At 44.1% G+C, this 25,534-nt stretch carries 18 protein-coding genes; 7 read left to right on the top strand and 11 right to left on the bottom strand.

Features of this window, described 5'->3' with window-relative positions; all coding sequences use genetic code 11:
• The first annotated feature begins 220 nt into the window (after window positions 1-220).
• From clcA to cqsA, 3 genes are all read left to right on the top strand, one after another.
• Window positions 221-1,624, top strand: coding sequence for a H(+)/Cl(-) exchange transporter ClcA (gene clcA, locus J4N42_RS17830; RefSeq protein ID WP_252033974.1), 1,404 nt, complete (start codon window positions 221-223; stop codon window positions 1,622-1,624).
• A 390-nt stretch (window positions 1,625-2,014) separates the two neighbouring features.
• Window positions 2,015-2,965, top strand: coding sequence for a TDT family transporter (locus J4N42_RS17825; protein WP_252033972.1), 951 nt, complete (start codon window positions 2,015-2,017; stop codon window positions 2,963-2,965).
• 291 nt (window positions 2,966-3,256) lie between these two features.
• Window positions 3,257-4,468: an alpha-hydroxyketone-type quorum-sensing autoinducer synthase gene (gene cqsA / locus J4N42_RS17820; protein ID WP_503035423.1), complete on the top strand. Its 1,212-nt coding sequence runs from the start codon at window positions 3,257-3,259 to the stop codon at window positions 4,466-4,468.
• Window positions 4,469-4,568: 100 nt separating this feature from the next.
• On the opposite strand, the gene J4N42_RS17815 is transcribed toward cqsA, so the two are convergent.
• Entirely contained in the window at window positions 4,569-5,051 is a 483-nt protein-coding gene (locus J4N42_RS17815; RefSeq protein WP_252033970.1) for a hypothetical protein, read from the bottom strand.
• Window positions 5,044-5,685: a winged helix-turn-helix domain-containing protein gene (locus J4N42_RS17810; protein ID WP_252033968.1), complete on the bottom strand. Its 642-nt coding sequence runs from the start codon at window positions 5,683-5,685 to the stop codon at window positions 5,044-5,046. The genes J4N42_RS17815 and J4N42_RS17810 overlap by 8 nt, the downstream gene beginning before the upstream one ends.
• Before the next feature lie 306 nt (window positions 5,686-5,991).
• On the opposite strand from J4N42_RS17810, the gene J4N42_RS17805 reads away from it, so the two are divergent.
• Window positions 5,992-8,130 carry an Ig-like domain-containing protein gene (locus J4N42_RS17805; RefSeq protein ID WP_252033966.1) on the top strand — a complete coding sequence of 713 codons (2,139 nt, stop codon included), beginning with the start codon at window positions 5,992-5,994 and terminating at the stop codon, window positions 8,128-8,130.
• Window positions 8,120-9,319, top strand: a complete 1,200-nt coding sequence (locus tag J4N42_RS17800; protein WP_252033965.1) for an outer membrane protein transport protein — start codon at window positions 8,120-8,122, stop codon at window positions 9,317-9,319. Before J4N42_RS17805 ends, J4N42_RS17800 begins: the two co-directional genes overlap by 11 nt.
• Before the next feature lie 73 nt (window positions 9,320-9,392).
• On the opposite strand, the gene J4N42_RS17795 is transcribed toward J4N42_RS17800, so the two are convergent.
• The 4 genes from J4N42_RS17795 to J4N42_RS17780 form a co-directional block, all read right to left on the bottom strand.
• Complete coding sequence (locus tag J4N42_RS17795; RefSeq protein ID WP_252033963.1) at window positions 9,393-11,432, bottom strand: ATP-binding response regulator; 2,040 nt, start codon at window positions 11,430-11,432, stop codon at window positions 9,393-9,395.
• A 149-nt stretch (window positions 11,433-11,581) separates the two neighbouring features.
• Window positions 11,582-14,638, bottom strand: coding sequence for an AAA family ATPase (locus J4N42_RS17790; RefSeq protein WP_252033961.1), 3,057 nt, complete (start codon window positions 14,636-14,638; stop codon window positions 11,582-11,584).
• A gap of 10 nt (window positions 14,639-14,648) precedes the next feature.
• The gene (locus tag J4N42_RS17785) at window positions 14,649-15,782 is read right to left on the bottom strand and encodes an exonuclease SbcCD subunit D (protein WP_252033959.1); all 1,134 of its coding nucleotides are present in this window, start codon (window positions 15,780-15,782) and stop codon (window positions 14,649-14,651) included.
• Between the two features lie 370 nt (window positions 15,783-16,152).
• The gene (locus J4N42_RS17780; RefSeq protein ID WP_252033957.1) at window positions 16,153-17,892 is read right to left on the bottom strand and encodes a bifunctional metallophosphatase/5'-nucleotidase; all 1,740 of its coding nucleotides are present in this window, start codon (window positions 17,890-17,892) and stop codon (window positions 16,153-16,155) included.
• Window positions 17,893-18,155: 263 nt separating this feature from the next.
• Here J4N42_RS17780 and J4N42_RS17775 point away from each other — a divergent pair, with 263 nt between their 5' ends.
• On the top strand, window positions 18,156-19,787 hold the full coding sequence (locus J4N42_RS17775; protein ID WP_252033955.1) for an ATP-dependent endonuclease: 1,632 nt from the start codon (window positions 18,156-18,158) through the stop codon (window positions 19,785-19,787).
• A gap of 152 nt (window positions 19,788-19,939) precedes the next feature.
• On the opposite strand, the gene J4N42_RS17770 is transcribed toward J4N42_RS17775, so the two are convergent.
• The 3 genes from J4N42_RS17770 to J4N42_RS17760 all read right to left on the bottom strand — a co-directional run bounded on the left by J4N42_RS17770 (window position 19,940) and on the right by J4N42_RS17760 (window position 22,868).
• Window positions 19,940-20,428, bottom strand: coding sequence for a DUF1097 domain-containing protein (locus J4N42_RS17770; protein WP_252033953.1), 489 nt, complete (start codon window positions 20,426-20,428; stop codon window positions 19,940-19,942).
• A gap of 251 nt (window positions 20,429-20,679) precedes the next feature.
• Window positions 20,680-22,209 carry a hypothetical protein gene (locus tag J4N42_RS17765; protein ID WP_252033951.1) on the bottom strand — a complete coding sequence of 510 codons (1,530 nt, stop codon included), beginning with the start codon at window positions 22,207-22,209 and terminating at the stop codon, window positions 20,680-20,682.
• Window positions 22,210-22,316: 107 nt separating this feature from the next.
• Complete coding sequence (locus J4N42_RS17760) at window positions 22,317-22,868, bottom strand: CBS domain-containing protein (protein ID WP_252033949.1); 552 nt, start codon at window positions 22,866-22,868, stop codon at window positions 22,317-22,319.
• 436 nt (window positions 22,869-23,304) lie between these two features.
• Here J4N42_RS17760 and J4N42_RS17755 point away from each other — a divergent pair, with 436 nt between their 5' ends.
• Entirely contained in the window at window positions 23,305-24,201 is an 897-nt protein-coding gene (locus tag J4N42_RS17755) for a LysR substrate-binding domain-containing protein (RefSeq protein ID WP_252033947.1), read from the top strand.
• 85 nt (window positions 24,202-24,286) lie between these two features.
• Here the strand turns inward: J4N42_RS17755 and J4N42_RS17750 are convergent, their stop codons facing one another.
• Both J4N42_RS17750 and J4N42_RS17745 read right to left on the bottom strand, forming a co-directional pair.
• Window positions 24,287-24,856 (bottom strand): YceI family protein, encoded by a 570-nt coding sequence (locus J4N42_RS17750; RefSeq protein ID WP_252033945.1) that lies wholly within the window; start codon window positions 24,854-24,856, stop codon window positions 24,287-24,289.
• On the bottom strand, window positions 24,853-25,392 hold the full coding sequence (locus tag J4N42_RS17745; protein WP_252033944.1) for a cytochrome b: 540 nt from the start codon (window positions 25,390-25,392) through the stop codon (window positions 24,853-24,855). Before J4N42_RS17745 ends, J4N42_RS17750 begins: the two co-directional genes overlap by 4 nt.
• Window positions 25,393-25,534 lie beyond the last annotated feature (142 nt).

Genomic DNA, 25,534 nt, shown 5'->3' with positions numbered 1-25,534 from the left:
CTCCCTGCGAGTCGGTTCAGATTGCCTTACAACTTAACTATGGCTCAAGATAGGTAAATTACAAGCGACCGCATGTTTCATTTTCAAGAATGTGGCATAGGTCAAATCACGATAATTGAAAATCAATATTGCAAATATGTCGCTATAGTTAGACCAACTCAAGCGTATAATTCAAAGGTATGATTTTCTAGTCTTATTAAATGCCAGAGGCCTTCCTTAAATGACCAAAAGAGAGAAATTGAAGCTTTCACTACTCGCACACATGCCTAAAGATGCGATTAACCAATTTCTTTCTTCAGATAAAACCCCACTTTCAGTATTAGCAATGTCTCTCATTGTCGGTATCTTAGCTGGACTAGTTGGAACCTATTTCGAAATTGCCGTTCATTTTGTGTCAGAGACCCGGACAGAGTGGTTAAAGAGTGAAATCGGCAGCGCAATTCCACTATGGCTTACCGCTTTCATTATCAGCGCCCTACTTGCATTTATTGGATACTACCTAGTACACAAGTTTGCACCAGAAGCTGCGGGATCTGGAATTCCTGAGATTGAAGGCGCAATGGATGGAATGAGACCCGTACGCTGGTGGCGGGTCATTCCAGTAAAATTTTTTGGTGGTATGGGTGCTTTGGGCTCAGGGATGGTACTAGGCCGTGAAGGGCCAACAGTTCAAATGGGCGGTGCTATTGGCCGAATGGTTACCGATATATTCAAGGTTAGCAACGACGACACCAAACATTCCCTACTAGCGTCGGGCGCTGCTGGCGGCTTGGCCGCCGCATTCAATGCACCACTTGCTGGCATCATGTTTGTGGTTGAAGAAATGCGTCCGCAATTTCGCTATTCGCTGATTTCTATTCGAGCAGTGATCATATCGGCTGTATCCGCGAACATTGTATTCCGTTACATCAATGGCCAAGACGCCGTTATAACGATGCCGCAGTATCAAGCTCCCGAAATACCAGCCCTATGGCTGTTTTTATTGCTCGGTGCACTATTCGGTGTATTTGGCGTCTTATTCAATCGATTAGTGACATTGTCACAAGATATTTTTACTCGCATCCATCAAAATGACCGTAAACGCTATCTGATCACCGGCTCATTAATTGGTGGTTGTTTTGGCCTACTACTTATTTACGTACCTGAACTTACCGGTGGCGGTATCGGGCTGATTCCCACCATTACTAATGGTGGGTATGGCGCTAGCTTCCTTTTACTCTTATTTTTAGGAAGAATACTCACCACCATGATCTGCTTTGGCTCTGGGGCACCAGGTGGCATTTTTGCGCCGATGTTAGCTTTAGGTACCCTGTTTGGCTATGCATTTGGCGTTATTGCTAAGGGTTGTTTTCCAGAACTCGATATCGTACCTGGCATGTTTGCTATTGCAGGTATGGGCGCATTATTCGCCGCTACAGTTCGAGCCCCTATTACAGGAATATTGCTGGTTATTGAAATGACCAACAATTACTACCTGATTTTGCCCTTGATTATTACCAGTTTAGGGGCTGTTATTTTTGCTCAATTACTTGGCGGCCAACCAATATATAGTCAATTGCTTCGTAGAACTTTGAAAAATGAGAAGTTGAGGCAGGAAGATCTGCCTAGCGAGCCTAAGAGTTGATTGCTTCATCAGCAGTGAAATTGTTACTATTTCTCGCCTTTATCATAGAGGCCTATTAGGGTCTGTTGATCTTTCGAGATGATTTTTGCAGCACTTTGTGGGAAATTTCTACAAGGCAGAGGCTTTAATGTGTAGCTAGCCTACATGAGAAGCCGATAACGCAGTAGAAATGAACCACAAAGGCTGCCCGAAGGGTTCGAGCTAGGCGCCCCCGTTAAAATCGTTTTATGCTTCGTTGAAGACTATTTGCTTAGAATGCTAGGCTGCACAGTCTTCGCCTCGCCTAAAACGATTTTGACTAGGCATCCCCATCCGAACAAAATTTAACCACGAAAGATCAACAGACCCTAGTACTACCTTTCTAACCTATTAAGACTCATGGAGTAAGAGTTGAACTGGAAACGTCTCACTAAATTTCAAAATGTTCCCCCTTCCCAAGCTGCATTGGCTTTGGGGATGATCGGTCTTGGACATGCGTGGGCGTTGTACATTCCAGAAGTAGGCATTCCAATACGCCCTTATTTGGCAGCGATGGGCGCATTGCTGCTATTGCCCGTTCTGCTCAAATACTTCACCAGCTACTCCACATTTATTAACGATATTCGCCATCCTTTAAGTGGTAGTTTAATGGCGCCAATGAGTATGTCGTTACTGATGCTTTGTGATTACTTGGCCGAGATATCGCCGATTATTGCTTACCCGATGTGGTTTGCCGCGATATTACTTCATTGCACAATGATGATTATGTTTTTTGGGTTCCAACTCACTAACTTCAAGATGTCTAATATAGTCCCAAGCTGGTTTTTGTATCCAGTTGGTTTCATCAGCAGTTCGTTAGCTGGCACTCAATTTGGCCATGATGTGTTTTCTTCCACTTTGGTTAATATCTGCATCACGATTTACTTCTTCATGTTACCACTAGTGCTTTATCGCTTAGTGTTTGAAGGCAGCTTACCTCGTAGAGCTCGTCCAACCCTGGCTATTATGGCTGCGCCGATCAATTTAACGCTCGCCAGTTATCTCGTTAACTTCCATGAGCCAGACCCTATCTTAACAGGCGCGTTAGCGGGCATCGCGATTACTATGACACTGCTGATTTACCTGTGCTACATCCGTTTAATACGTTTGAAATTCCAACCATCGATTGCCGCAGTGACTTTTCCATCGGTGATCAGCGCCGTCGCCATGCACCGCCTTACCTCATTCTTCGAGCAATACCACCCACAATGGCATTGGCTTCATAATTTCGGTTTGCTGGAACTTTCGATCGCGACAGGATTGGTAATTTGGGTATCAGTGGGCTATGTAAAAATGTATTGGCCTGAATTGAGTAAGGCTTAACAAAAATATAGTCCGTTTCCTGTTGCTATTAGAACTAAGATCACACTCTTAATTTAGCAAAGCACGATCATTCGTGTATATTTCACATCTGATATATTTAATTATATTTCAATGATTTAAATCAAATTATAGGCCCAAAACCCTAATCAACTGTATTAAAAACGAAAGTATCAATATTTTTATTTGTAATCATACGCAATAAATTAAATATTGTGCATCGACGTACATAAAATTCCGGTTCATAAATACCTTGTCAGCTGGCACTGATTCAAAAATATTAAAGGTATAACTATGAATACTTTGCATACTCCTATCCGCTTACCGGAATTTGTTGATACGCGCCTTAATTTCTTTATTGATTCTCTGCTAGACACTAAAGACACAGGTCGTAACTTAGTCCTAGGCTTAGCACCCCAAGAAACGGATATTAACCTTCAAAGCAACGACTATCTTAATTTGTCGTACCACCCAGACATAATAAACGCTCAGATCCGATCATTAGCGTCTAAAAAAGGTACACCTTTTATGTCTAATGTGTTTCTTCAAGCCGATGGGCTCGACAAGCAAGTTGAACAACAATTAGCTCGATTTGTTGGTTTCGATTCTTGTATCGTCAGTGCATCCGGTTGGACTGCCAACGTAGGATTGCTCCAAACTATCTGCGACAGCAGCACCAACGTTTATATCGACTTCTTCGCTCACATGTCATTGTGGGAAGGCGCTCGAATCGCTGGTGCCAACATCCACCCGTTTATGCACAACAACGTTCGCCACTTGAAAAAGTTGATAAGCCGTAACGGTCCGGGCATTGTGCTGATAGATTCGGTCTACAGCACCCTCGGTACCATCGCTCGCTTAGAAGAGATTATTGCGACTTGTAACGAACTCAACTGCGCAATTGTTGTAGACGAATCCCACTCGCTCGGCACCCACGGTCCTTCTGGGGCTGGCTTGTTGCAAGAACATGGATTAACAAAACAAGTGGACTTTCTAACCGCAAGCTTGGCCAAAACCTTTGCCTACCGAGCTGGTGCCATTTGGTGTAATAATCGATTTGGCGATTGCTTACCCTATGTCGCGTTCCCATCTATATTTAGCTCAGCAGTCATGACACATGAGTTAGAGCGAATTGAAGCAACGTTAAAAGTGATACGTGGCAGTGATCTTGCGAGAAATAAGCTTCATCAGAACTCGAAACGAATTCGGAACGCTCTCAGAGACATCGGATTCGGTATTCGCAGTGAAACACAAATCATAGCGTTAGAGACTGGTGGAAATACAGAAACTCGGATAGTGAGGGATTATTTAGAAAGCCATGGGGTGTTTGGTTCGGTATTTTGTCCACCAGCAACACCTAATAATAAGAACGTAATTAGATTATCGATTGATAGCCAATTAACCGACGGACAAATTGATCATTTAATTAATGTTTGTAGTGATGCGTACGATAAATATTTCTCGCATCAGGTTTCCTTCGCCGCCAAACCCAAACAAGCCAGTTAACTTTATTGGTTCTTATTACACTGTGTGAGTGAAACAATAAAGCAGCCTATTTGGCTGCTTTGTCATACTGTTATTTCTGTTCGAATTGACGATTTACCATCTAGTGGGAATATCGTTCTAGTTCAGAGCATGGCCTACCTTTGCAAAAATGGGTAATGCCATATTGAGTCATCAGCAAAATTTCAAATTCATTGAGCTTAACGTATTCCATCATATCGCTAGATAAAATCGCACCTTGACTGACCATGACCTGCTCATAAAATGCCAGTTCTCTGCTCGGGACGATCTTATCGTGATTGTCTTCCTGCAAAGAAATGCTTACTGGTGACACAATATATTGACCGGAAGAAGTGAAACCGACTTGCTTGTTAGTTAAGTACAACAAATCGTAGTGGCCATTGGTCTTGAACTCGACATTGACTGAGGACTCATTGAAGGTATTTCCTTGCTCCGACTTATACATAGATGCCGAACGCGCAAAGTAGTGACCTTGAATATGGGAGTTTGAACACTGTGAAATACCCCAGCCAACTACAACACCGATAGCCACCGCAAGCGTTAGAAGGAGCCCTTTTTTAATCACAATTCACCTCCTCACTACCTGGAGGGAAACTAAATGAACGCCCTTCGCGGTCCACCAAAATTTGCTTGTCGTTGTATCGGTACAGCGTGACATCATCTAGCGAACTAAATGACAGGCTGTCTGTCTCGATTTTGCATGAGCTGTATTGCTCTATCTCTAATACCGCGTCTGGTTTGAGGCTGCTTTTTGAAAAGTAGCTGTATGACAAGAATACCGTCAGTCCCGTCACTAAAACCAATAGCGCCACAAAGTGATGTGTAAGCACAAAGCTCGCACGGGTATCAGATTGCTCCGAGTTGACAGAGGCCTCTTCTCGTTCAAGTTGAGCCGAGAAAATATACCCCTTGCCACGCTCAGTCACAATTATCTTGCCTTCGCTATCTTCAAGCGCTTTTCGGCACACAGAAATAGTCTGCATCAAACTTCCGTCTTCAACGTGAATGCCTTTGGATAGCCAAACCTGTTCTATTAATTCTTGCCTAGCCAGCACGACATTTGGACGCTGAAAGAAATACATCAACAAAGCTACTTCATTTGAGCCTAAACGATAGGTGCGCCCAGAGATACGGTGTTGAACTTCCGACTTATCCAGATTCACTTGGATATCACTATTGATGATGAAGTGTTCCGACATGAGCTCTTCTTGATGTTAATGCGATGAAACAGGAATATAACAAATAACTTCAGCGGTATAAACTGAAGCAATTTATGCGCTTACCAAACTTTCTAAAGTCATATAAAACAACCTAAAACCCTCAAAGCAGAAGCCTCTTTATCCTCAATAAGCATATTTGAGGCAGCATCTCCGATTCGCATAGGCATACTCCAGTATTGCTTGATAGCTGAGCCGTAACAAGCAGACATACAACAAACGCGGGCTGCTCTCCGCCCGTTTCTCCTCCACATATATTTGTACGCGCGATAAAAATAAGGAGTCATTTTGCTCTATTTAAAACGACAATATATATACGCTCTCGTAGGCTTATCACTATTTGGATGTAATTCAGACGATGGTTCAGTTCAAGAACCAGTGTCTGTTTATGTACCCTACGACATTAGAGAACTACCTAAACCAAATGATGGTTATGGATACGATGATGACAACACTATCCGAGGTGTAAATGAACCATCTGGGTATTCAGCATCAGATCAACACCCCTACTATCAAGACTACAACAACTCCTACGCCGCTTTGGATGGTTGGGGCCTTTGTGCTGAGCCTATTTTGATTCCATTGCAAAGTGCAGATTCTGAGAAGCGCTTTCCTTTGGATCCAGATTCACTTGATGGGAATGTCGCTCTATACGATGAAGACGGCGACATCGTCCCAACACAAATATCTGCGGATGGCTCAACAATTAAAATTCAGTGTGAGCAGAGCTTGCAACCGGCTACAACCTACAGCGTAGTGGTCACAGACGGTGTGAGAACAGATTTCAATCAACCCCTACAAGCGGACGCTTCTTTTCTCAATCTGATTAGCGCATCAGAAGGGGACTTAGATGACGAGCAAAAAGAGCTACAGCAACAAGTCTTTGCAGCAATGAATCATCACGGTAGCAGCGCTGGATTTGTCTATGCGGCTCAGTTTACAACGCAAAGTTCATATTCAGCACTTGATGCAATGCGAGATAATCATATTGCGAATACTACGATCTTTAACGCCGTTCCGCTTAAAGACAGCAAGAATCGTAAGTACAATTTGTTCACCTACACACTCAATGCTCCGTTTTATTTGCCCTTTACGGAAGCCCGAGAAGAAGAATGTCTGATTGATGAGTTCGACCCTAAGCCAGCATGCCCTCCTCTTTATGAATGGATGACAACCGATCAGGATGGATTCCCTACCTTTAACGACCCACTGCCGCAAGTCGTTGAAATGCAAGATATTGAAGTGAATGTCTATGCACCTAAAGAAAACGACATGAACACCCCAATGCCTGTCGTTATCTTTGTTCATGGCGTAACTGGCCAAAAAGACGATGCGTCTTTGATGGCTGCAGACTATACATCCGAAGGTATCGCTGTTGTATCCATCGATATGCCTTACCACGGCTCTCGTATACGCCACGATGACAACGGGGTAGAAATCAGTGCAAGAGCCAATAAATCGTTTTTCATCAATATCGATTCGCCACTGGCTCTGCGTTCTAACCTTCAGCAATCGGTATCCGACTTTTTAGGACTTAGATATGCACTCAACTCTTTACCTTGGGTAAAGAATGATGATGTACATCTAGTAGGTCTTTCGCTTGGTGGAATCATGTCGGTAATGATTACTGAATTCACCCAGAACAACCCAGCTTTTTCGCTAAAGACAGCGAACTTTGTAGTTCCAGGGCAAGGCCTAACCAATCTAACGTTAAGCTCGAAAACCCTCGGTCCAGAAATGTCTGAAGCAGTGAAAAAATCACCTGATGTTCAGCGTAGTATTGCAGAAACCGTGATACCAAATACTTGTACAGCTAGTGCTAGCAACCAAGAGTGTATTGAAGCACTACGCGACTTTGTAGACGTATCTGAAGAAAACGCAATCACGGTCACGCAGTTAGAAAACGACATTTATACGCTCATCGAACCTGGACTTCTTCAAGGTGTACAGTCAACGATTGATAGTTCAGACCCTGCTAGCTTTACTCGCGATCAACGTTGGTACAAACAACCAACTTTGCTTATTGAAGCCGTTGGCAACTGTGGTGAGACATGTGAAGTGGGCGAATACATGCCGGATACTGTAGTTCCAAACTCAGCACCGAACAACATCCGTACAGGTACAGATCCGTTAATTAAAGCACTCGACCTCGAGCCATTAGTAGACACCTACAACATTCAACCACATACCCGTGGCGTAATTAGAGCAACTACTGGTGGACATGGAACTTACTTGTTTCCTTACGAGGGACCTATGGATGAAACAGGCCTGCCAAGCTTCCCTGAAGGCGAAACAATGAAGTTTGTTATGGACGCCAATGTCACCCAAAAGATCGCCGTAAGATCTATGGTTCGAAGTGATTCTCACGCTGTTCGAATCAAAAATATAGAACACATCGAGACAGAGGTACCAAGTGATGAAGAATAAACCTATTCAGATTTTAGGCTCATGTGCCCTACTCGTTCCTTGTATTTCTCAGGCGGCTGGTTTTCAGCTTAATGCTCAATCTGCAACTGGCTTAGGTCGCGCTTTCGCGGGAGATGCAGTTATCGCTGATAGTGCGGCCATTGTGTCTAAAAACGCAGCAGCCATGGCATATATCGAGCAACCGACCATTTCTGTCGGCGCTGTCTATATCGACAGTTCCGTTGAAGCGTCTAATATCAGTTACACTCCTCTGGTTGGGGATACAACTCAACTCGCGGACACAACTCTTGATTCAGGTACATTAGTGCCTAACCTGCACTATGTTCACCCGCTAGAAAACTCTAAGTTCACCTTAGGATTTACGGTTCATTCTAACTTCGGCACTAACATCGAGTTTGATGATTCGTTCTCCGCGGATGAGTTCTCAGGTACCACAGCACTGACAAGTGTAAACACAGGCGTTGCGCTCGCCTATGAAGTCAATGAGCAATTCAACATCGGTGCAGGTATTGACGTGATCTACGGTGCTGGCGAAATTTATCGTAAAGGATTGGTCGATATTGATGCCGATGGTATTGGCATTGGTGCAAACGTTGGGGCAACTTATCAAGTTGACGACAATAATCGATTTGGTTTCGCCTACCGTTATAGCCCAGACATTGAAGTAGAAGGCACAATCACTAAAGCTGGCGTGCCTGCCGACAAAATGAATGTCCCTCTACCTGATATGGCAGAGTTCTCCGGCTGGCACAAACTCAGCAGTACATGGGCAGTCCACTACAGTCTGCAATGGGTAAACTGGTCAGAATTTGATTCTCTTACTTCAGATTCATACAGTGATGCAATCAAGGAATACCAATGGAAAGACGCTGGACACTTATCTGTTGGCGCAACCTACACCGTTTCTGAAAAAGTCGAGTTGAGAGCTGGCTACATGTACGACATGAGCCCGGTAGATGAACTTACCTCACTGTCTATCCCTGATTCAGATAGACACTGGTTAGCATTTGGAGGCACTTATCACTTCTCGAAAGCTAGTTCAGTTGATTTGGGGGTAAGTTTCTTGTTTGGAGAGCAAACTCAGGTCGATGAAAGTTTAACGACCATCCCTGATACGTACACCAACATTACGTCCGACATTTCAACTGGCGCTGTACTATTTGGTCTTCAGTACCAACACAAGTTCTAACCTCATTAAGACGTTCAACTCTTAAACCGCGTTGTTCATGGCTCGACAAGGATGTCGAGCCAGTTTTTATCGACTATAAATAATTCTCTAACGTTTCCAGCAAATTATCTTTACTGACTGGCTTGATCAGGTAGTCGTTCATTCCAACAAGGTGCATCTTTTCAATGCTTTCCGGTGAACTGTCCCCGGTGTGACCAATGATTGGAATCGAGGCAAAACTTTTACTTGAATTACGAATATCAGTGGCTGCGGTATAACCATCCTTTACTGGCATATCAATATCTAAGATCACTAAGTCGATATCGCTGTTCTCGAGCGTATCAATCGCCTCTGCCCCATCAGACACTTCCACAACGTGATAGCCTTGTTTAGATAGCAAGATGGAAGTCAAACTGCGCAGAGAAACGTTGTCGTCTGCAAGTAAGATGGTTTTGTTGTAGCTCACTTCTCGGGAAGGGATATCTCCACGATGGGCATGGTGGGCATCGAAAATCAAACCGTCTAGGACTTTACCTACGTCCTCAAGCACATTCTGTTTTGAGGTAGGATAGATCTCCAGGAATCGGTTCCAATTTCCAGAGTAATGCTTGTTTTCATCATACAGGTAGGCAAGTTTACCAACGGTAAAGCCAAGTTTAGATTCCATCACTGAAAAAGCGTTGTCATTGAAGCTATCCAAATCTAGTAACAACAAGTCATACTCAAACTCGTACTCTTCCAACCCTAACGCTTGCTCGGGCGAAATCGCTTTAAACGTGAAGCCTTGATAGAAAGCATGCTCATTAAACTTGCGGATAATTGGTTTCGACTCTCCCATATACAGGACGCTACGCGCACTCATTAGATCCAACTTAATTGATTGCACTTCACGTGATTGGTACTTAGGAAAGGTCAACGTAAACTCCGTCCACTGTTCGAGCTCCGAACGACATTCAATGTTACCGCCAAAAGAGTTCATCACCTTTTTACAAAACGGTAGGCCAAGGCCGTAACTACCATTCTTACCATGAGTATAAAAATCATTGAATATTTGGTCTAGGCTGTCTTCGTCGATGCCGATACCATTATCTTTGAATACTAACCTGTTGTGCCATTCATCTTCATACAATGTAATGGTGATTTGAAAGTCACTGTCATTTTGATAATAAAATGCGTTCTTCATTAAGTTGTATAAAGAATACTTCAACAATAAATCACTACCAAAATATTCAAAGTTATCAACAACCTTTAACGACACGACATTTTTAGCGGATTTACTTTTATACGGGTAACTGTTTAGAGTGTCTTCAATCACTTGCTGAATTGAATGACGTGTAAACGTAGAGTTGGACACTCGATTTTTGTCGATAGACGTCAACAATAAATCGATCGCTTCGTTGCCGTTTCTAATCACTTCATCAGCACCCTCTAGCAACTCCGTCACGACTTCGAGATCTTTTGCTGAAATCGTATAGCTATCCGAGCTTCTGTCATGCCCATTCGGCAACGTACTTTGGATTACATCGACAGACGTTTTTAATGCACTGAGAGGGTTACGCATTTCGTGCGCGATACCAGCACCAAAGGCTTTGGCTATCGATACCTTCGATTCGTGTTCCGCTTGATTACGGAAATAGAACAAATTACCAAATACATAGGTAAACAAGAAGATTGGAATATATGGCCACATGACCATGTTGTAGGTAATTTCACCTTTTATCGTCCATGTAGTCAGTGCAGCAGCAATAATGGAAAGGATCGTCTGTAAAAACAGCACTTTACTTTCATGCACTAACAGCACATGTAGAAAGATACACGCCATCAAGGACATAACCCACACTGTTGACCAATCATTCATCAGAAGCATAAACATGAAGAAAAATGGCAAGCAGAACGTTATGGTAGCAACGTAATAATACGGTAGGTATTTTTGTAGGTAACTGGGAATATAGTCACGCAGCGCTAGTACGAGAAGAACAACCGCGCAAAAGCCACGAAGCAACATAGACTCATAGGGCTGTGGAAACATGAACGCCCAGATGTAGTAGTATACAGGGAAGCCTACAAAGCCCATCCACCCTACTAACGTAAGGTTAGGCTCCGCATAATGATAGATTTTCTTTACTACATCCATCTGTTGTACACCGGCAACTACTCAATAGTCCTTTGTTATTAACTGTATAGCCAAATCTGCATTGGTGCACTTAATTTAATATGCACAATGAATAACACCGCAAATAATTTTAAGCAGATCGCTATTTAAAGCAGTGAGGCTCAGCGTTATTAGGCATTCGTCACTCTAATCTGACTGCCAGAACGGCTCGAATTCACGTCAATCCGAAGTGCCATTTGCTCTTTGAGCTCACTCACGTGGGAAATGATGCCGATTGTTCGCCCCCCCTGCTGTAAATCGATCAACGTTTGCAAAGCCAACTCAAGCGACTCGGGATCTAAGCTACCAAAGCCTTCATCGATGAAAAGCGTGTCTAAACGGATACCACCACTATATGATTGCACGACATCCGATAAACCCAACGCGAGTGCAAGAGCAGCCATGAAGGACTCCCCACCGGAAAGAGTCGCCACATCGCGATTTTTTCCGGTATAGCCATCTTCGACAGAGAGGTCTAGTCCTCGACCCGCGGCACCTTTAAAGCCTTCCGTCTTACGAACTAATCGATAGCGACCCTTGCTCATAATATTCAAACGCCCAGAAGCCTGAATCAATACATCATCAAGCAGCACTCCGAGTACAAAACGGTGCAGGCTTATTCGGCTACCTGTTTTACCACTAGCGACGTCATATAAAGTGCCATACACCTTATAGTCGGCTTCCAGCTTCTCATTTTTCTGATGAAGTATCGCAATATCTTGGCCGACTTTAACAACTCGCTGATATTGCGATTTCGCAGTATCCAAAGCCTCTCGAGCCTGCTTATAGACCAACTCTTGTTGTGAAAGTTGCACTGTCAGTTGCTCTAATTGTGGTTGCTCGACATCTTTCAGCTGAGACTCCAGATCAGAAATCGTCTGCTCCAAACGAGCTTTTGTTTCTGTGAATTGTTGAACCCCAAGTTGCCACTGCTCAATGGTTTGCTCTGAATGTCGGTTTGCCAAATAGTGTTCTTCATTCTCGAAGTCACTTAGCTCAAGTTTATCCAGCCACTGGGAGGACGCTGCCGATAAACCGTTTTGCGCCTGAGCAAGGTATTCAAGATTCGTTTTAAACTGCGTGTCCAACTCATTGTGGGCAACCATCGCAGACTGATAAGCTTTTTGAGTATGCTCTGCATTCGCATTGATTCGCGAGACCGTTTGTTGAGTGTTCAAGTAATCCTTCTCAACATCTTCTAGAGATTGATATTGTGGATCAATCGAATTAACCAGAGAAGTAACTTGGGCTTTCTGAAGTTCAACCTTACTGTCGTTAGCCGAGATTTGTTCTCGCACTTCATTGATCTTGTTATCGCCTGTTACGCATCGCTGGTTGAGTTCCTCAACCCCCTTTTCCATTTGCGCCAAATCAATGCTGTTTAATTGCTCAAGCCGAGCCACCAAGTCGGCAAGCGCTTGGTTAATTGATTCAATACTTTGGAATGTCGTTTCACCTAGATTTGCTTGCTGCTCACCCCTTAGCTTTCCTTTTTCAAGCAGCTGAGATTTATGCTGTTCAAATAGGTTGTTATGGTGATTAAAGTTATTCAGTGCATCGCGCTCATTGGATCTTGCCGCCTGAACTTGTTCTTTGGATACAGCTTCACCAACAAATTGAGCCGGCGCCGGGTGATTTTCACTACCACACACCGGGCATGCTTCTCCTTGCTTAAGCTTCTGCGCTAGAATTGAAGCCTGAGACGTATGCCATTTAAGTTCTAGGCTGTCTGCTATTTTCTGCTCGCTATGCCACAGGTTCCGTGCACTGACTACATTTGCCTCAAAAGTTTGGCTCTGCTGTTCAAGTTGACCAATCTCTAAGATCGTCGCTTGTAGCTTGGTGAAGTCGGAATGTAGCCTTTGATGCGCCACCAATTCAGCTTCAAGCTTTACTTTTTCATTAAGGTCTAGCCTTGCCTTGTCCAAGGCTTGCTTTAACTGCTGAGCTTCTTCACTCAGTTTGTCTCTAAAGCTAATGTATTGGCTTAACGTCTTATTAAGCTCTCCTTTCGCAGCTACGTAGCTGGATAGCTGTTTTTCTGCAGTGAGCTTTTCAGACCACTTGGTTTTCACTTGTTCGATTCTAAATAACTGCTCACTTAGATGAGGAAGCTGGTTAGATTCTTCGCTGGCCTTCTCTTGCTGTTTCTCGGCTTCAGTTAGCTCAGCTTTTGCATTGACGACACGCGCTTTGAGCTGCTGATCTTGTTGGCCAAGCTCAGTAAACTGCTTCTCCGCATTTTGACGCGTCACGTAAGCTAGCTCTAACTTATTGGCTTGATTTGCCAAAGCTAAGCGACTCTGCCAAACCTGAACCTGCTCTTGCTCAGTGAGGTGCTGCTTTAACGAAGCTTGAGCATTAGAATACTTAGCAAACTCTTGATTTAACGCTTGAGCTTTCTGTAACTCTGCATTGAGTCTGCTTCGTTCACTTTGTGCTGTTTGTTCATCTAGCTGAAGTGTTTCAACGCGAGCGGCTAACTGGCTGGCTAACTCTTGAAGCTCATCTTCACTGCTTACTTCAGCAACCGTTAGAGCGCCGCGGAGCTGATTATCAAACTCATCTTTAGCCTTAACTATCTCACCTGCCTTATCTTTTAGTGCAAACTCGATTTTTTTGTAGATATCTGTTTGAAACAGCTGCCCAAAGATGGCTTCACGCTCTTTTGAACTCGCGAGTAAAAGCTCTCTAAACTTGCCTTGAGGGAGAACCATCACCTGCCTAAACTGAGTTTCATTCAAGCCGATAAGCTCAGTCACTTCAGTTTTGACCTGCGCCGTTTTGCTAGTAATGAGTTTGTCTTCAGCCGTTAGTTCATAATCGGTAACGTCATACAAAGAGGCGGTGTGTTTACGGGTCGTTGTCCCCTCTCCACGTGCTTTGGGGGCCTGCTGCTCGGGTGAACGTGTCACTCGATAACGTTTGTTGCTTAGCGAAAATTCAAGCGTGACTTCTGTCGGGGTCGCGATATCAGCTTGGTCGCTGCGCATTTGCATACCTTGGCGCTCATTGCCTGTCGTTTCTCCGTACAGCGCAAAACAAATCGCATCAAGGATTGACGTTTTACCCGACCCTGTAGGGCCATTAATCAAAAAGAGTGGATTGCTACCGAGCTTGGTGAAGTCTATATGTTCTTTAGAAGCAAATGGGCCAAAGGCCTGAATGGATAACGAAATAGGTTTCATTGTATTGGCCTTAATGAGTGTTAAGCTGCTTGATAATCCCGCTGATCGCTTCGTCTTGTTCCGCGCTAAGTGACGCATCCTGCGCTTCTAGGAAGAAATCCCTAAACATGTCAACTTCGCTTCTGGCGAGCTTTGCTTTGGCCATCTGTTGTTCTACACCAACTAACATTCCAGGCTTTTCGATATGCAGAACATTTGGGTATACCGAACGTAACTTGTCCATCGGATTTAAGATCGCATGCTTGTCTAGCAAACGCACCAACAAGTAATCATGACTTTTCGGATCTGTTTTCCCTTTGACGATAATCTCATCCAACTCTCCCTCTACAATTCTCATTTCATGAGGGGCAACAAGCTCAAAATGCTGAGCACTTTTAAATCCGTTTGCGTCCAATTCAACCAAAGTGAAGCCTTTCTTCTGGTGCTGCTCGGAAAAGCTGTATTTCATGAGAGAGCCCGAATAGCGGATGTACTCTTCTCCTTTGTATTGGGGCTGATGCAAATGGCCGAGAGCAACATAATCAAAAGGCAAGAAGTGGCTATGGCTGACTCTATCCGAGCCACCAATAGAAAGCGGACGCTCGGACTCTGATTCAATAGCGCCGTCAACAAAGCAATGTGAGATCAGAATGTTACGTTGTTTGTTACTGAAACGAGCCACGATTTCTTCAGCAAGTATTCGATGAGCGTCATCATGGTCCTTAACAGGCTGCTTAAAGTGATGTCGAACAAGCTCAGGATCGCTGTACGGCATACCAAAGAATGCGACTTCACCCGCTTGTTCTGTTTTGATGACGACAGGAGTCAACATGTCATCAAAGTTACTAAGAATGTGTAAGCCTGAATCGGTCATCTGCTTTGCTGCAAAACCTAACCGTTGAGCACCATCATGATTTCCTGGGATAAGAATGATTGGCGTCGAAAGTTCGTTACACACCTTTTCGACAAGTTGACTCATCAGCTCGATTGCAGCCGTCGGGGGCACCGAGCGATCATACACATCACCGGCAATAACAAGCGCATCGACGGGGTTTTCTGCCATGTAGGCTACGAGATCATCGAGTACGGCTTTTTGATCATCGAGAAGAGAAACGTTATGAAACTGGCGTCCAAGGTGCCAATCAGAGGTGTGAATGAACTTCATTCAAGTCCCGTAGAAGCTGATACTAAATGGCGCTCAATATAGCAAGAAACCGCCTCTGATTCACCTAATTAACGATGTATCTACCAGCCTCAAGACCGTAGAATCACACGTAAAAAGCCAATCAGCGGCGGTTCCATTAAGGCTGCTACTTGGAAAAGATTACACTCCACCAAGTGGCACGAAATAGACTAGCGCAGACCAAACGCCTACCCAGGCGAATACGACTGCAATATCTACCCAATCCTTACTCCACATAAGCTTCCCCTTTTCATCTGCGCCTCTTCGCATAGAAAAGGCAGTTAGACTCAAACAAGCTGAGCAAGCTTTATGCCAAACCGTAATATGTCTTAGATAAGGCTGTTCAGAGGCTTTAGCAATTCAAAGAGCACGCTGCTCTTAGCTCAAGATTCAATGTTTCAGGTGCATCTTTGAGCAACTCGATAAAACAGTCGGCCATGGACACCGTACTTACCCACCCTTCACCTCTCATACGTAGGATAGCGTCGTAACCCTCTTTTCCTTTCATGGTATAGGCCGATGAACTACCAGTATAAAGCTTTGATTGTTCAACATTTACCCAGCCTAGACTCTCATCATGTATCTTAAGGTTCACTATACGTTCACCTTTTTCATTGCTCGCAACGTAATCAAACTTGAGGTTGTTGGTGTACGGGAATGACCCAGAACCCGTCCCTTCGACACCGTTGTTTAGCGCATTGTTAATTGCTCCCTCTAGGGTATCTCGTAATGCTTCCCCATTGAGCTGGTAAGTGCCAATCGGTACGGCAAATGGCAGCAACTTTCCGGCAATATCGGCAACGGAGACGTCACCGGCATTAAGTGAATTACGAACGCCTCCAGCATTATGGATAGCAAACTCAACGTCATGGCCGCGCTTTCGCATAGCGTGACAGAACGATTTTGCGACCAATGGGGCTAACTGGCTTGGCCCTTTCTCGTCGGGTAATCGAACATGCCTTAGTGTATGTTCTGCATTTGCAATGACTTGCTCCTGTAATGCTTTCACTCGTGGCATGTATTTATGGGTCAATAAACTTTGTACTTGAGGATCTTTCTTACAGACAACGACGTTAGGGTGATTGCCTAGAAAATCGCAAGCAACTTGATGGGCTTCGCCTGTGCCAGCTTCACTTAAGCTAGCATCCAAAAACAACCGCCTTCCCAGTAGCAGTTCGTTCTTGCCATTAAACGAAACAACCTTGCCCGACGCATCGAAGTCGATCACGCTGTGCCCCATACTCAACGCGTGATAACCCGCCTGAACTATGTAGGTGTTGTTCACCCTTACCCCGTATTCATCGTCTTTGTTTAGCCCAAGAGCACTAAAGTCACCTTGTAAGCGATGGCTGTGCCCGCCAACAATAACGCTCAGTCCATCAACCTGACCGGCTAATGCGATGTCTGCGTCGTAACCAAGGTGACTGAGTAATACAATTTTATTGATGCCACTTTGATGAATCTCTTCAATGGTTGCTTTGGCGGTTGATAAAGCGTCGATAAAAGGCGTATCAGGATCTGGGTTGGCAATATCTGTCATCTTATCCAGCGACAAGCCGAATATAGCGATAGGTTCCCCACCCACATCTTTTGTTATCCAATTCGCGATGCGTTTGTTTGGGTCGTAACTAACAACACGATGATGACCATTCAGGCCGTGCGCTTTTTCTTCGCGTTCGTTCGATAAGTCCCAATTGCCACAGAGCAGCGGGAACTGAGTTTTAGTCACAAATTGTGCAACAGGTTCGTTACCCATATCCAATTCATGGTTCCCTAGTGCCATAGCATCAATATTAAGTGCGTTCAGTAAATCAGCATTGGCACGACCTTTAAACAAAGAGAAATACAATGTGCCTTGGAAACAGTCACCAGCATGAAGAAACAAAAAGCCTCGATTCATTCGGGCAGCATCATCTCGAAGCTGATTAACGCGAGTGGATATTCTAGCGAAACCACCCGCACTCACATAAGGCGTTAGCGTTTCTTGTCCCGCTTGTAACGTGAGTTGTAAAGAGGTGGGCTCGAAATATGAGTGAGTATCATTGATGTGTGCCAGGATGATTCTTGCTGGTTTATTTTCTGTCTTCGTCATTCTTTTCTCTCTTCTCTTCACTTTCATCCTAGCGTGTAAATCATGACAGAATCGTGACTTTTATGAAACGACTATGAAAAGAAATTTCCGTGATGTTTCACAGGTCTAATTTAGTAAAGAGTAATACTTTTTGTAGGTACTTATCGTTAACACTGAAATTGTGAGCTAAGAGTCTGCTTATATTGAGTTTTTACATTATGCTTTAAGAACAAAGTGTGCAGAACCGACACTCTCACAGGGTAAATCTAAGGCAGGAGCCGCCTATGCAGTTAGACCGAATTGAAATTTCAGGGTTCAGAGGCATTAAACGTTTATCGTTGTCATTTGGAGAGCTCACTACATTGATTGGTGAGAATACATGGGGCAAATCGTCACTACTGGATGCCTTGTCTGTCGCTCTTCCCGCTGAAGGTGAACCCTATCAATTCGAAATGCAAGATTTCCATGTCGATTACTCAGTTGCCCATCCACAAACCCAGCACCTGCAAATTGTACTCGCTCTCATTTCAACGGATAAAAAAGAGATCCGAGCTGGTCGATATAGAAAAATAAAGCCAATTTGGGTGACGGACGAAAACAACCTTAACCGAATTTACTATCGAATCAGTGCGACGCGCGATGAATACGACATTACGACTAAATATGCGTTTCTAGACATAAACGGTAACCCATTACCACTCCATCACTCTGAAAAGCTAGCCCAAGAATTGATGTCCCTTCACCCTGTTATTCGCTTGAAAGATTCGCGACGCTTTGAGCGCCCGTTTTCTGCCGGCAACAACGATAACGTCCGCATAGAGAAACGAATCAATAATACCTGCCGACGACTGATGGCGATCCCTGGCCACGTTAACAAAGGCGAGATGCGAAGCAGCCTCAATTCGATGAACAGTCTTGTCGAGCACTACTTCTCCTTTAAAAGTAACAATAGGAAGAATCCAAGGAAGCAGCGAGACGGGCTATTTTTTAGCAATGCTAACCCCGAAAAAAGCCTGTCTCAGGTCGTTGAAGAAACTAAAAATAAGCAAACCCGATTGCTTATGATGGGGCTTCTTAATGCGTATTTACAAGCAAAGGGCCCAACAGATCTTCGCCGCTGCGCGCGCCCTCTTCTGATTTTGGAAGATCCTGAAGGTAGGCTCCATCCTACTCATTTAGCACGCGCATGGAGCTTATTGCAGCTCTTACCAATGCAGAAGATTCTCACAACCAATAGTGGTGAATTGTTAGGGCAAGTACCGCTTGGGACAATTCGTCGGTTAGTTCGTCAATCAGATAAAACAATTGCAACGTCACTCCCCTCGAAAGGATTCAATAACGACGAATTAAGGCGCATTGGGTTTCATATTCGTTTTCATCGCTCTGGTGCTTTATTTGCACGATGTTGGCTATTGGTTGAGGGTGAAACCGAAGTTTGGCTATTTAATGAACTAGCCAACCAATGTGGATATAACCTCGCCGCAGAAGGCGTGCAAATCATTGAGTTTGCTCAGTCTGGCTTAAAGTCTCTAATTAAGGTAGCTAAGGCATTTGGGATCGATTGGCACGTGGTCACTGATGGTGATGCGGCAGGTAAGAAATATGCTGCTGCGGTACGTGGGCAACTAGACAACGATCAAGAGCGTCATCGTCTTACTGAACTACCAGACCGTGATATTGAACATTACTTATACGCCAATGGGTTTGAGTACTTCTTCAAAGACATGATAAAAATCCCTCACGACCACCCTATTCCAGCCAAGAAGGTCGTGACTCGGGTTCTTAAAAAACATGCAAAGCCAGATCTCGCGTTATCTATTGTCTCCTATTGCGAAGAGCGTGGAGTTGAATGCATCCCACTACTGCTTCGATGGACATTAAAACGTGTGGTCACTATGGCCAATGGTAATACGTGACGGCAAACGGTAATACCTGATCATACCGGAGTAATAAAAAAGGCACTCTATTTTGTAAATAGAGTGCCTGTATCTAAAAATATTATCAGGAAATAGTCGATACTAATCAATCGGGGGTTCCAAACTAAGCCTGCAGCTAACGCCTCCCCCTACTAGCGGGTTTCCATCGCTTGCTCGGTACTTAACTTTGGTTGAGATGATTTCTGATGCAGCCACAACCCGGACGCTTTCATTAGGTAACCAAAGAGTCCACCCAAAATCAATGAAGGCACTACAAGCTTCCAATCACCACTCGCCGCAAATGTGGCACACGAACCAATAAATGTACCGGGGATGTAGCCCAGCCACGATTGCTTCGCTTGAATGCACATCATAAATGCGACAATAGCAGTGATGACATAACCTAGAATATCTAAGCTAGCGTATTGTGAAGCATGAATAATCACCATTGCCCAAAATACGCCTGTCATGTTGGTGACAAGGCTTTCAGCCAGCCCTTTCAGCCCACTATTAGGTGAAGCAAAGTAACTCGTACACCCTAAAAAACCAGCCCATGACAATAATCCCAATGAAATGGCGATCCATCCCCATAGTCCAGACAAAATCCCAGTGGTCAGTGAAATAGCGACTAAAGTACTCATCTTTTTCCTCGCATTACCGCCCAGCAATCTAATGGTTAAGCGGCATCAGTGAATCAAGATGAAATACTAAACTACCCGTCGTAATATTCACTCGATCATGATCACACTTAAAATACAGAAAATAACATTTGTTTCATTATTTGTGTGATGCAATCGAATTTTCAACAGAATTCGATAATAAGATGCAGTAACGAATAGAAAGGTCAAATAGCAAACGGCCAGCATTCGCTGACCGTTTAACTGAGGTAAAATTAAATGAGTACAGTTGAGTAAAGCACACCAGCTAAGCCTAGGCTTGCGAGTATCCCCACGACTTTCTCGGTCATCTTACCCTGACGTTCCGCCGCTTTACCAAACATCCCAAATACCAATGGATGAACTAAGAAAGTCATTGCAAAAGTAAAGGTGATGAGACTCGCTGCTGTGTCTCCAAACATGCCCTCCTGTACCGCAGCAAAGAGGCCGAAGTGCGATAAGCCAGATGAAGCTGACATTGAAGCGTGCTCAAGTGACATGCCCGCTACGCTAAGTAGCGTGAAGCTACCGAATACCGCAACGATTTGCCAGCCAAGAGAAAACTGCATTAAGCCTTTTACTTCTGCCGCGGTATCGCCATTTGCACGACGCAATGTTCTTAGTGAAAGTACAACAAACGCGGCACCAATCAGAATGAGCGGCAACGTCCATTCGACCATTAGCGTCCCTTTCTCCGCGCTAGCAGCCAGTATCGTGAAAACAAAGATATGACCAGCGAACGGGATATTGATCATAATCGGCGCGCGTGAGGCAGCAGTTTTACCGAAGTCGCCCGCAGTACACGCCCCTGTTAGCCCTGAGTGAGACAATCCACCAGCCATGCCTGGAGCAAGGTTACGAAGCTGATTTGCTTTACCCACAAAGATCAATAACGCTAAACCGCCAAACATCCAGAACACTTGCCCTGCAAAACCGTACACAATTACGCTCTGCAAACCTGGAATAGAGAATGCTTCAAGCATATGCGAGCCACCGACTAGGAAGCTGCCTGCCAACACTAATGGAATACCCGCAAACAATAATGAGTTCATGGTCGGGCCGAGTTTCCATTTCGGCAGCATCACACCGAGCCCCGATGAAAGGATCATTGCAAAGAAGATTTGCGGTAAACCAATGATGTCTTGCACAACCGTTGATAACCAAAGCGAAATTTTCAATACGATGATAATGGTCACCGCTTCAACGAACCCTTTACGAATATACGATTGTTTACAAGCAAAAATCGCCTTGCTGTCCACGAGCACAAATGCAATCGCTAAACTGATGTACGCCAACAGCAGATACGAGTCACCCAGCTGGAAATCGGCTGTGCGACCTGACATCAGAACATCTGCCATTTCAATACCCAGTAACAACAAGAATGCGCGAATAATGAATGTCAGCTGCGTGGTGTTCGTACCTAATATCACTTCTTTATTTGAAGGCGTAAAGAAGCCCTCTTCACTGAACTCCTGCTTTGACAGCAAGCGTTTAATTTCTTGGCCCCCGACAAAAAACGAAGCGATAAGCGCGATAACCGTGGTTTGACTCATCATGACAATAACCGGGAAATCTACCAACCCAGGTTGAGCCATGTCTGTTTGTACTAACAATGCACCTAACGCCAAGCCAAACACAACAATCACTAAAAGTGATGAGTACTTAGTGCCCGCGACGATCGTGCGAGCCACCAATACCATGATAGATAACGCTACAAACGCCAAAACGAAATGGTTGAACGCAGCGAGATGAGAAAACTGTTCCATTAGAACTCCAGTAAACGTTTTGCCAGACAGTTAGTTTAAAATGCACAAGACTCGGTATCTTTTGGGCACTTCGAGTCGGCAAAAACTGTTGAATAAGTGAAATGCGATTAGGCTACAGGCGATGCAATACTTGACGCTGTAGTCTGCTCAACAGGAGGGCTTACCGAATCTGTAAACAAAGTACGCAAGCCTGCCAATACTTCTTTTCTCGAAACGGTTCCCACATATTTTCCCGCATCAACTACTGGAAGAATCTGAGGTCGATTCACTTTGATTGACTTAGCACGCTCTTCTACAGATAGGGTTGTCAAGCGCGTGGCATAACCCATACTGGTTGTTGGATAAAGTTGTTCTTTGTCCAGAGCCAAAAACTCCATAACATCGGTGAGTCGATCGTTCGCTTTGATGGACACCACATCAGTCTTCATCAAGCTGCCAACGGTAACATCCTGATCTGGGATGTAATCTTGGCACCACATTTCTACCATCACATCGTGAGCAGAGAAGAAACCCTGCAGATTACCTTCACTGTCACACACCGCTGCCCCATTGATTTGATTCTTCAACAGCATATCGATTGCAACAGGTAAGCTAGCATCTGCGGTTAATACCGGCGCTTGTGGATTGACAATGTCGCTAACAGTTAACAATGCACTCATAACGTTCTCCTAATTTGAACCTTAAATACGGTCAATTCATTAAAAATTGGTTCGTTAAAACTCATAAATTCGCAGGCTAAGCTGCTCTGCTGGAATGCATGTTACTTACCACCAATGTATTAGTAAATTTGATTTTATTTATTTTTAGATTCAATTTTATTGATACAAATCCAAAGAGACTCAGTTTTCTGCATCCAACCTCCATCTATCAGAAATAGTGATTCGATTCTTTTCAGCGCATTCAGAACAATAATGAAAGACAACAACTTAAAAGGAGCATAAATGTAATACTGGCAAGGGTTTATGGCCCAAATTAAGAGACAAAGGGTGGAAGCATTTCATAACGTATTAATTGATATGTTTTAATATCTTAATCAGCTTTTCTGATATAGAATCGTATCTAGATCACCTCCCACCCGTAATGAAAGGAAGAAAATTGCGCTATTCGTTGAAACAACTTGCGGTATTTGATGCCGTTGCCGAATTGGGAAGTGTTAGTCAGGCGGCAGAAAAGCTTGCTGTTACCCAATCGGCGGCAAGCATGTCTCTGAGCCAACTTGAAAAGCTACTCGGCCGAGAACTATTTATCCGTCAGGGTAAGTTTATGCGGCTGAGTCACTGGGGTAACTGGTTACGCCCTAGAGCAAAGCGTTTACTACAAGATGCAGAGCAAATTGAGATCGGGTTTTATGACCAGCATCTCTTCAGTGGCAACATCAATATTGGCTCTAGTCAAACCCCTGCTGAGCACTGGGTTCCAGAGCTTATCAGTAGAATTGATAACGACTTTCCAGAAATCCGTACCGCACTAGAAGTGAGAAGTACCAACCGCATCATTCAAGGTGTGCTCGATTACAAATATGACTTGGGCATTATTGAAGGTCGTTGTGATGATACTCGAACTCATCAAGAAGAATGGTTCCGCGATCACCTGGTTGTTATCAGCGCCTCACACCACCCATTTGCAAAGCATGAACGAGTGAGTTTGTCTCAGCTAGAGCAAGCACAGTGGGTGCTTAGAGAAGGCGGAGCTGGTACTCGTTCTATTTTTGAGAGTGCGATGGTGCCTTTAATTCCTGATCTCGATGTATGGCGTGAATACTCTCACGTTCCAGTCATTAGAAGCTTAGTTGCGAACGGCAAATACCTTTCTTGCTTACCGTTTCTAGATGTCGCTCCTCATATTGAACGAGGTGAACTCGCAGCGTTAAATGTTCCAGAGCTGAAAATGGATCGTGCCATCTCATTCATTTGGCGTGCGGAAATGGGCGATCACCCTCTTCTAGAATGTATCAAGCGCGAAGCTCATCGCATGATGAAAAATCGCAAATAGCAGGCAATAAAAAACCCAACGTTATTCGTTGGGTTTTTTAATCGATTTATAGCTCGTTATTGAGCTTTGCTCGGCAGTCTATATATTACTTCTTGATGCCTTCTACATGAAGTTCCATATCTACATAGCTTGATGAGCCCATAACTTGAATATCGAAGTCTTTAAGCTCTAGACGAGTTGTACCGATAAAACCTGCACGCTCACCACCCCACGGGTCTTGGCCTGCACCGATAAACTCAGCGGCAATTGTGATTGGCTTAGTTTGACCATGCAGAGTTAAATCCCCCATTACATCTAGCTGACCGTCACCTTTATCAACCACTTTAGTACTGGTAAATGTTGCTGTAGAGAATTTCGATGCATCGATAAAGTCAGAGCTACGAATATGCTTATCACGTTCTGCGTGGTTTGAGTCTAGGCTTCGTGTATCAACATTAACGGTAACACTTGAGTCGGCAACGTTAGCTGGGTCGTAAGAGAACTCACCATCAAATGTGTTAAAGCGGCCTTTGATAAAGCTGTAACCCAAGTGACTCACTTTAAAGTTAATAGAAGCGTGCGCACCCTTCGTATCAATCACATAGTCTGCTGCGTTTGCGGTAAAAGGCAGTGCCATAGCGAAGGCTAATCCTGTAGCAAATAACGATTTTTTCATTTTGAAGTTCCTATCATCTTACGTAGTGTATTGTCTTTATCAATTACGTGGTGTTTGACTGCTGCAAGTGCATGTACCGCAGCGAGTAAAATTAGTGCCCAAGCGAAGTAAAAGTGGAGTTCACCCGCGAGATCTGCTTGCCCTTCAAATAGAGCACCAAGACCGGGGACGGTGAACCAGTTAAACACTTCAATTCCTCGGCCATCTTCAGTAGAAATCAGATAACCTGATACTAGAAGGAGAATGAGTAATACATACATTGCGAGGTGAGTCAGTTTCGCTGCTGCGATTTCGTAAGACTTACCTTCAACCTTTGGTGACGGCGTAACAGTTTTCCATACAAATCGAAACACGGTCACTGCAACCAAAATAATGCCAACAGACTTATGCCAGTGCGGTGCGGTTCGATACCATTCACTGTAGTAGGACAAATCAACCATCCATAATCCAACCGCGAACATACCAATCACGACCAAAGCTGAAACCCAGTGAATGAGCCTGACCAGCAAATTGTAGTTTTTTACTTCATTATTCATGTTCGTATCTGACCCAAATTATTATCTAAGGAATGCGAATAGCTCTCATAGAGGTTATCCTCTGTTGCATTCACGTAACACAGTATTTACTAATCTTTACACAGATAAAATCCATGGTTATTGATTAAGTCATTCGAAAAAC

Origin of the sequence: Vibrio sp. SCSIO 43135, assembly GCF_023716665.1 — a bacterium.
In the GTDB taxonomy this organism is placed as follows: Bacteria; Pseudomonadota; Gammaproteobacteria; order Enterobacterales; family Vibrionaceae; genus Vibrio; species Vibrio paucivorans.
The sequence above is the reverse complement of the archived record's forward strand: the minus strand, read 5'-3'. Positions and strand labels throughout refer to the sequence as shown.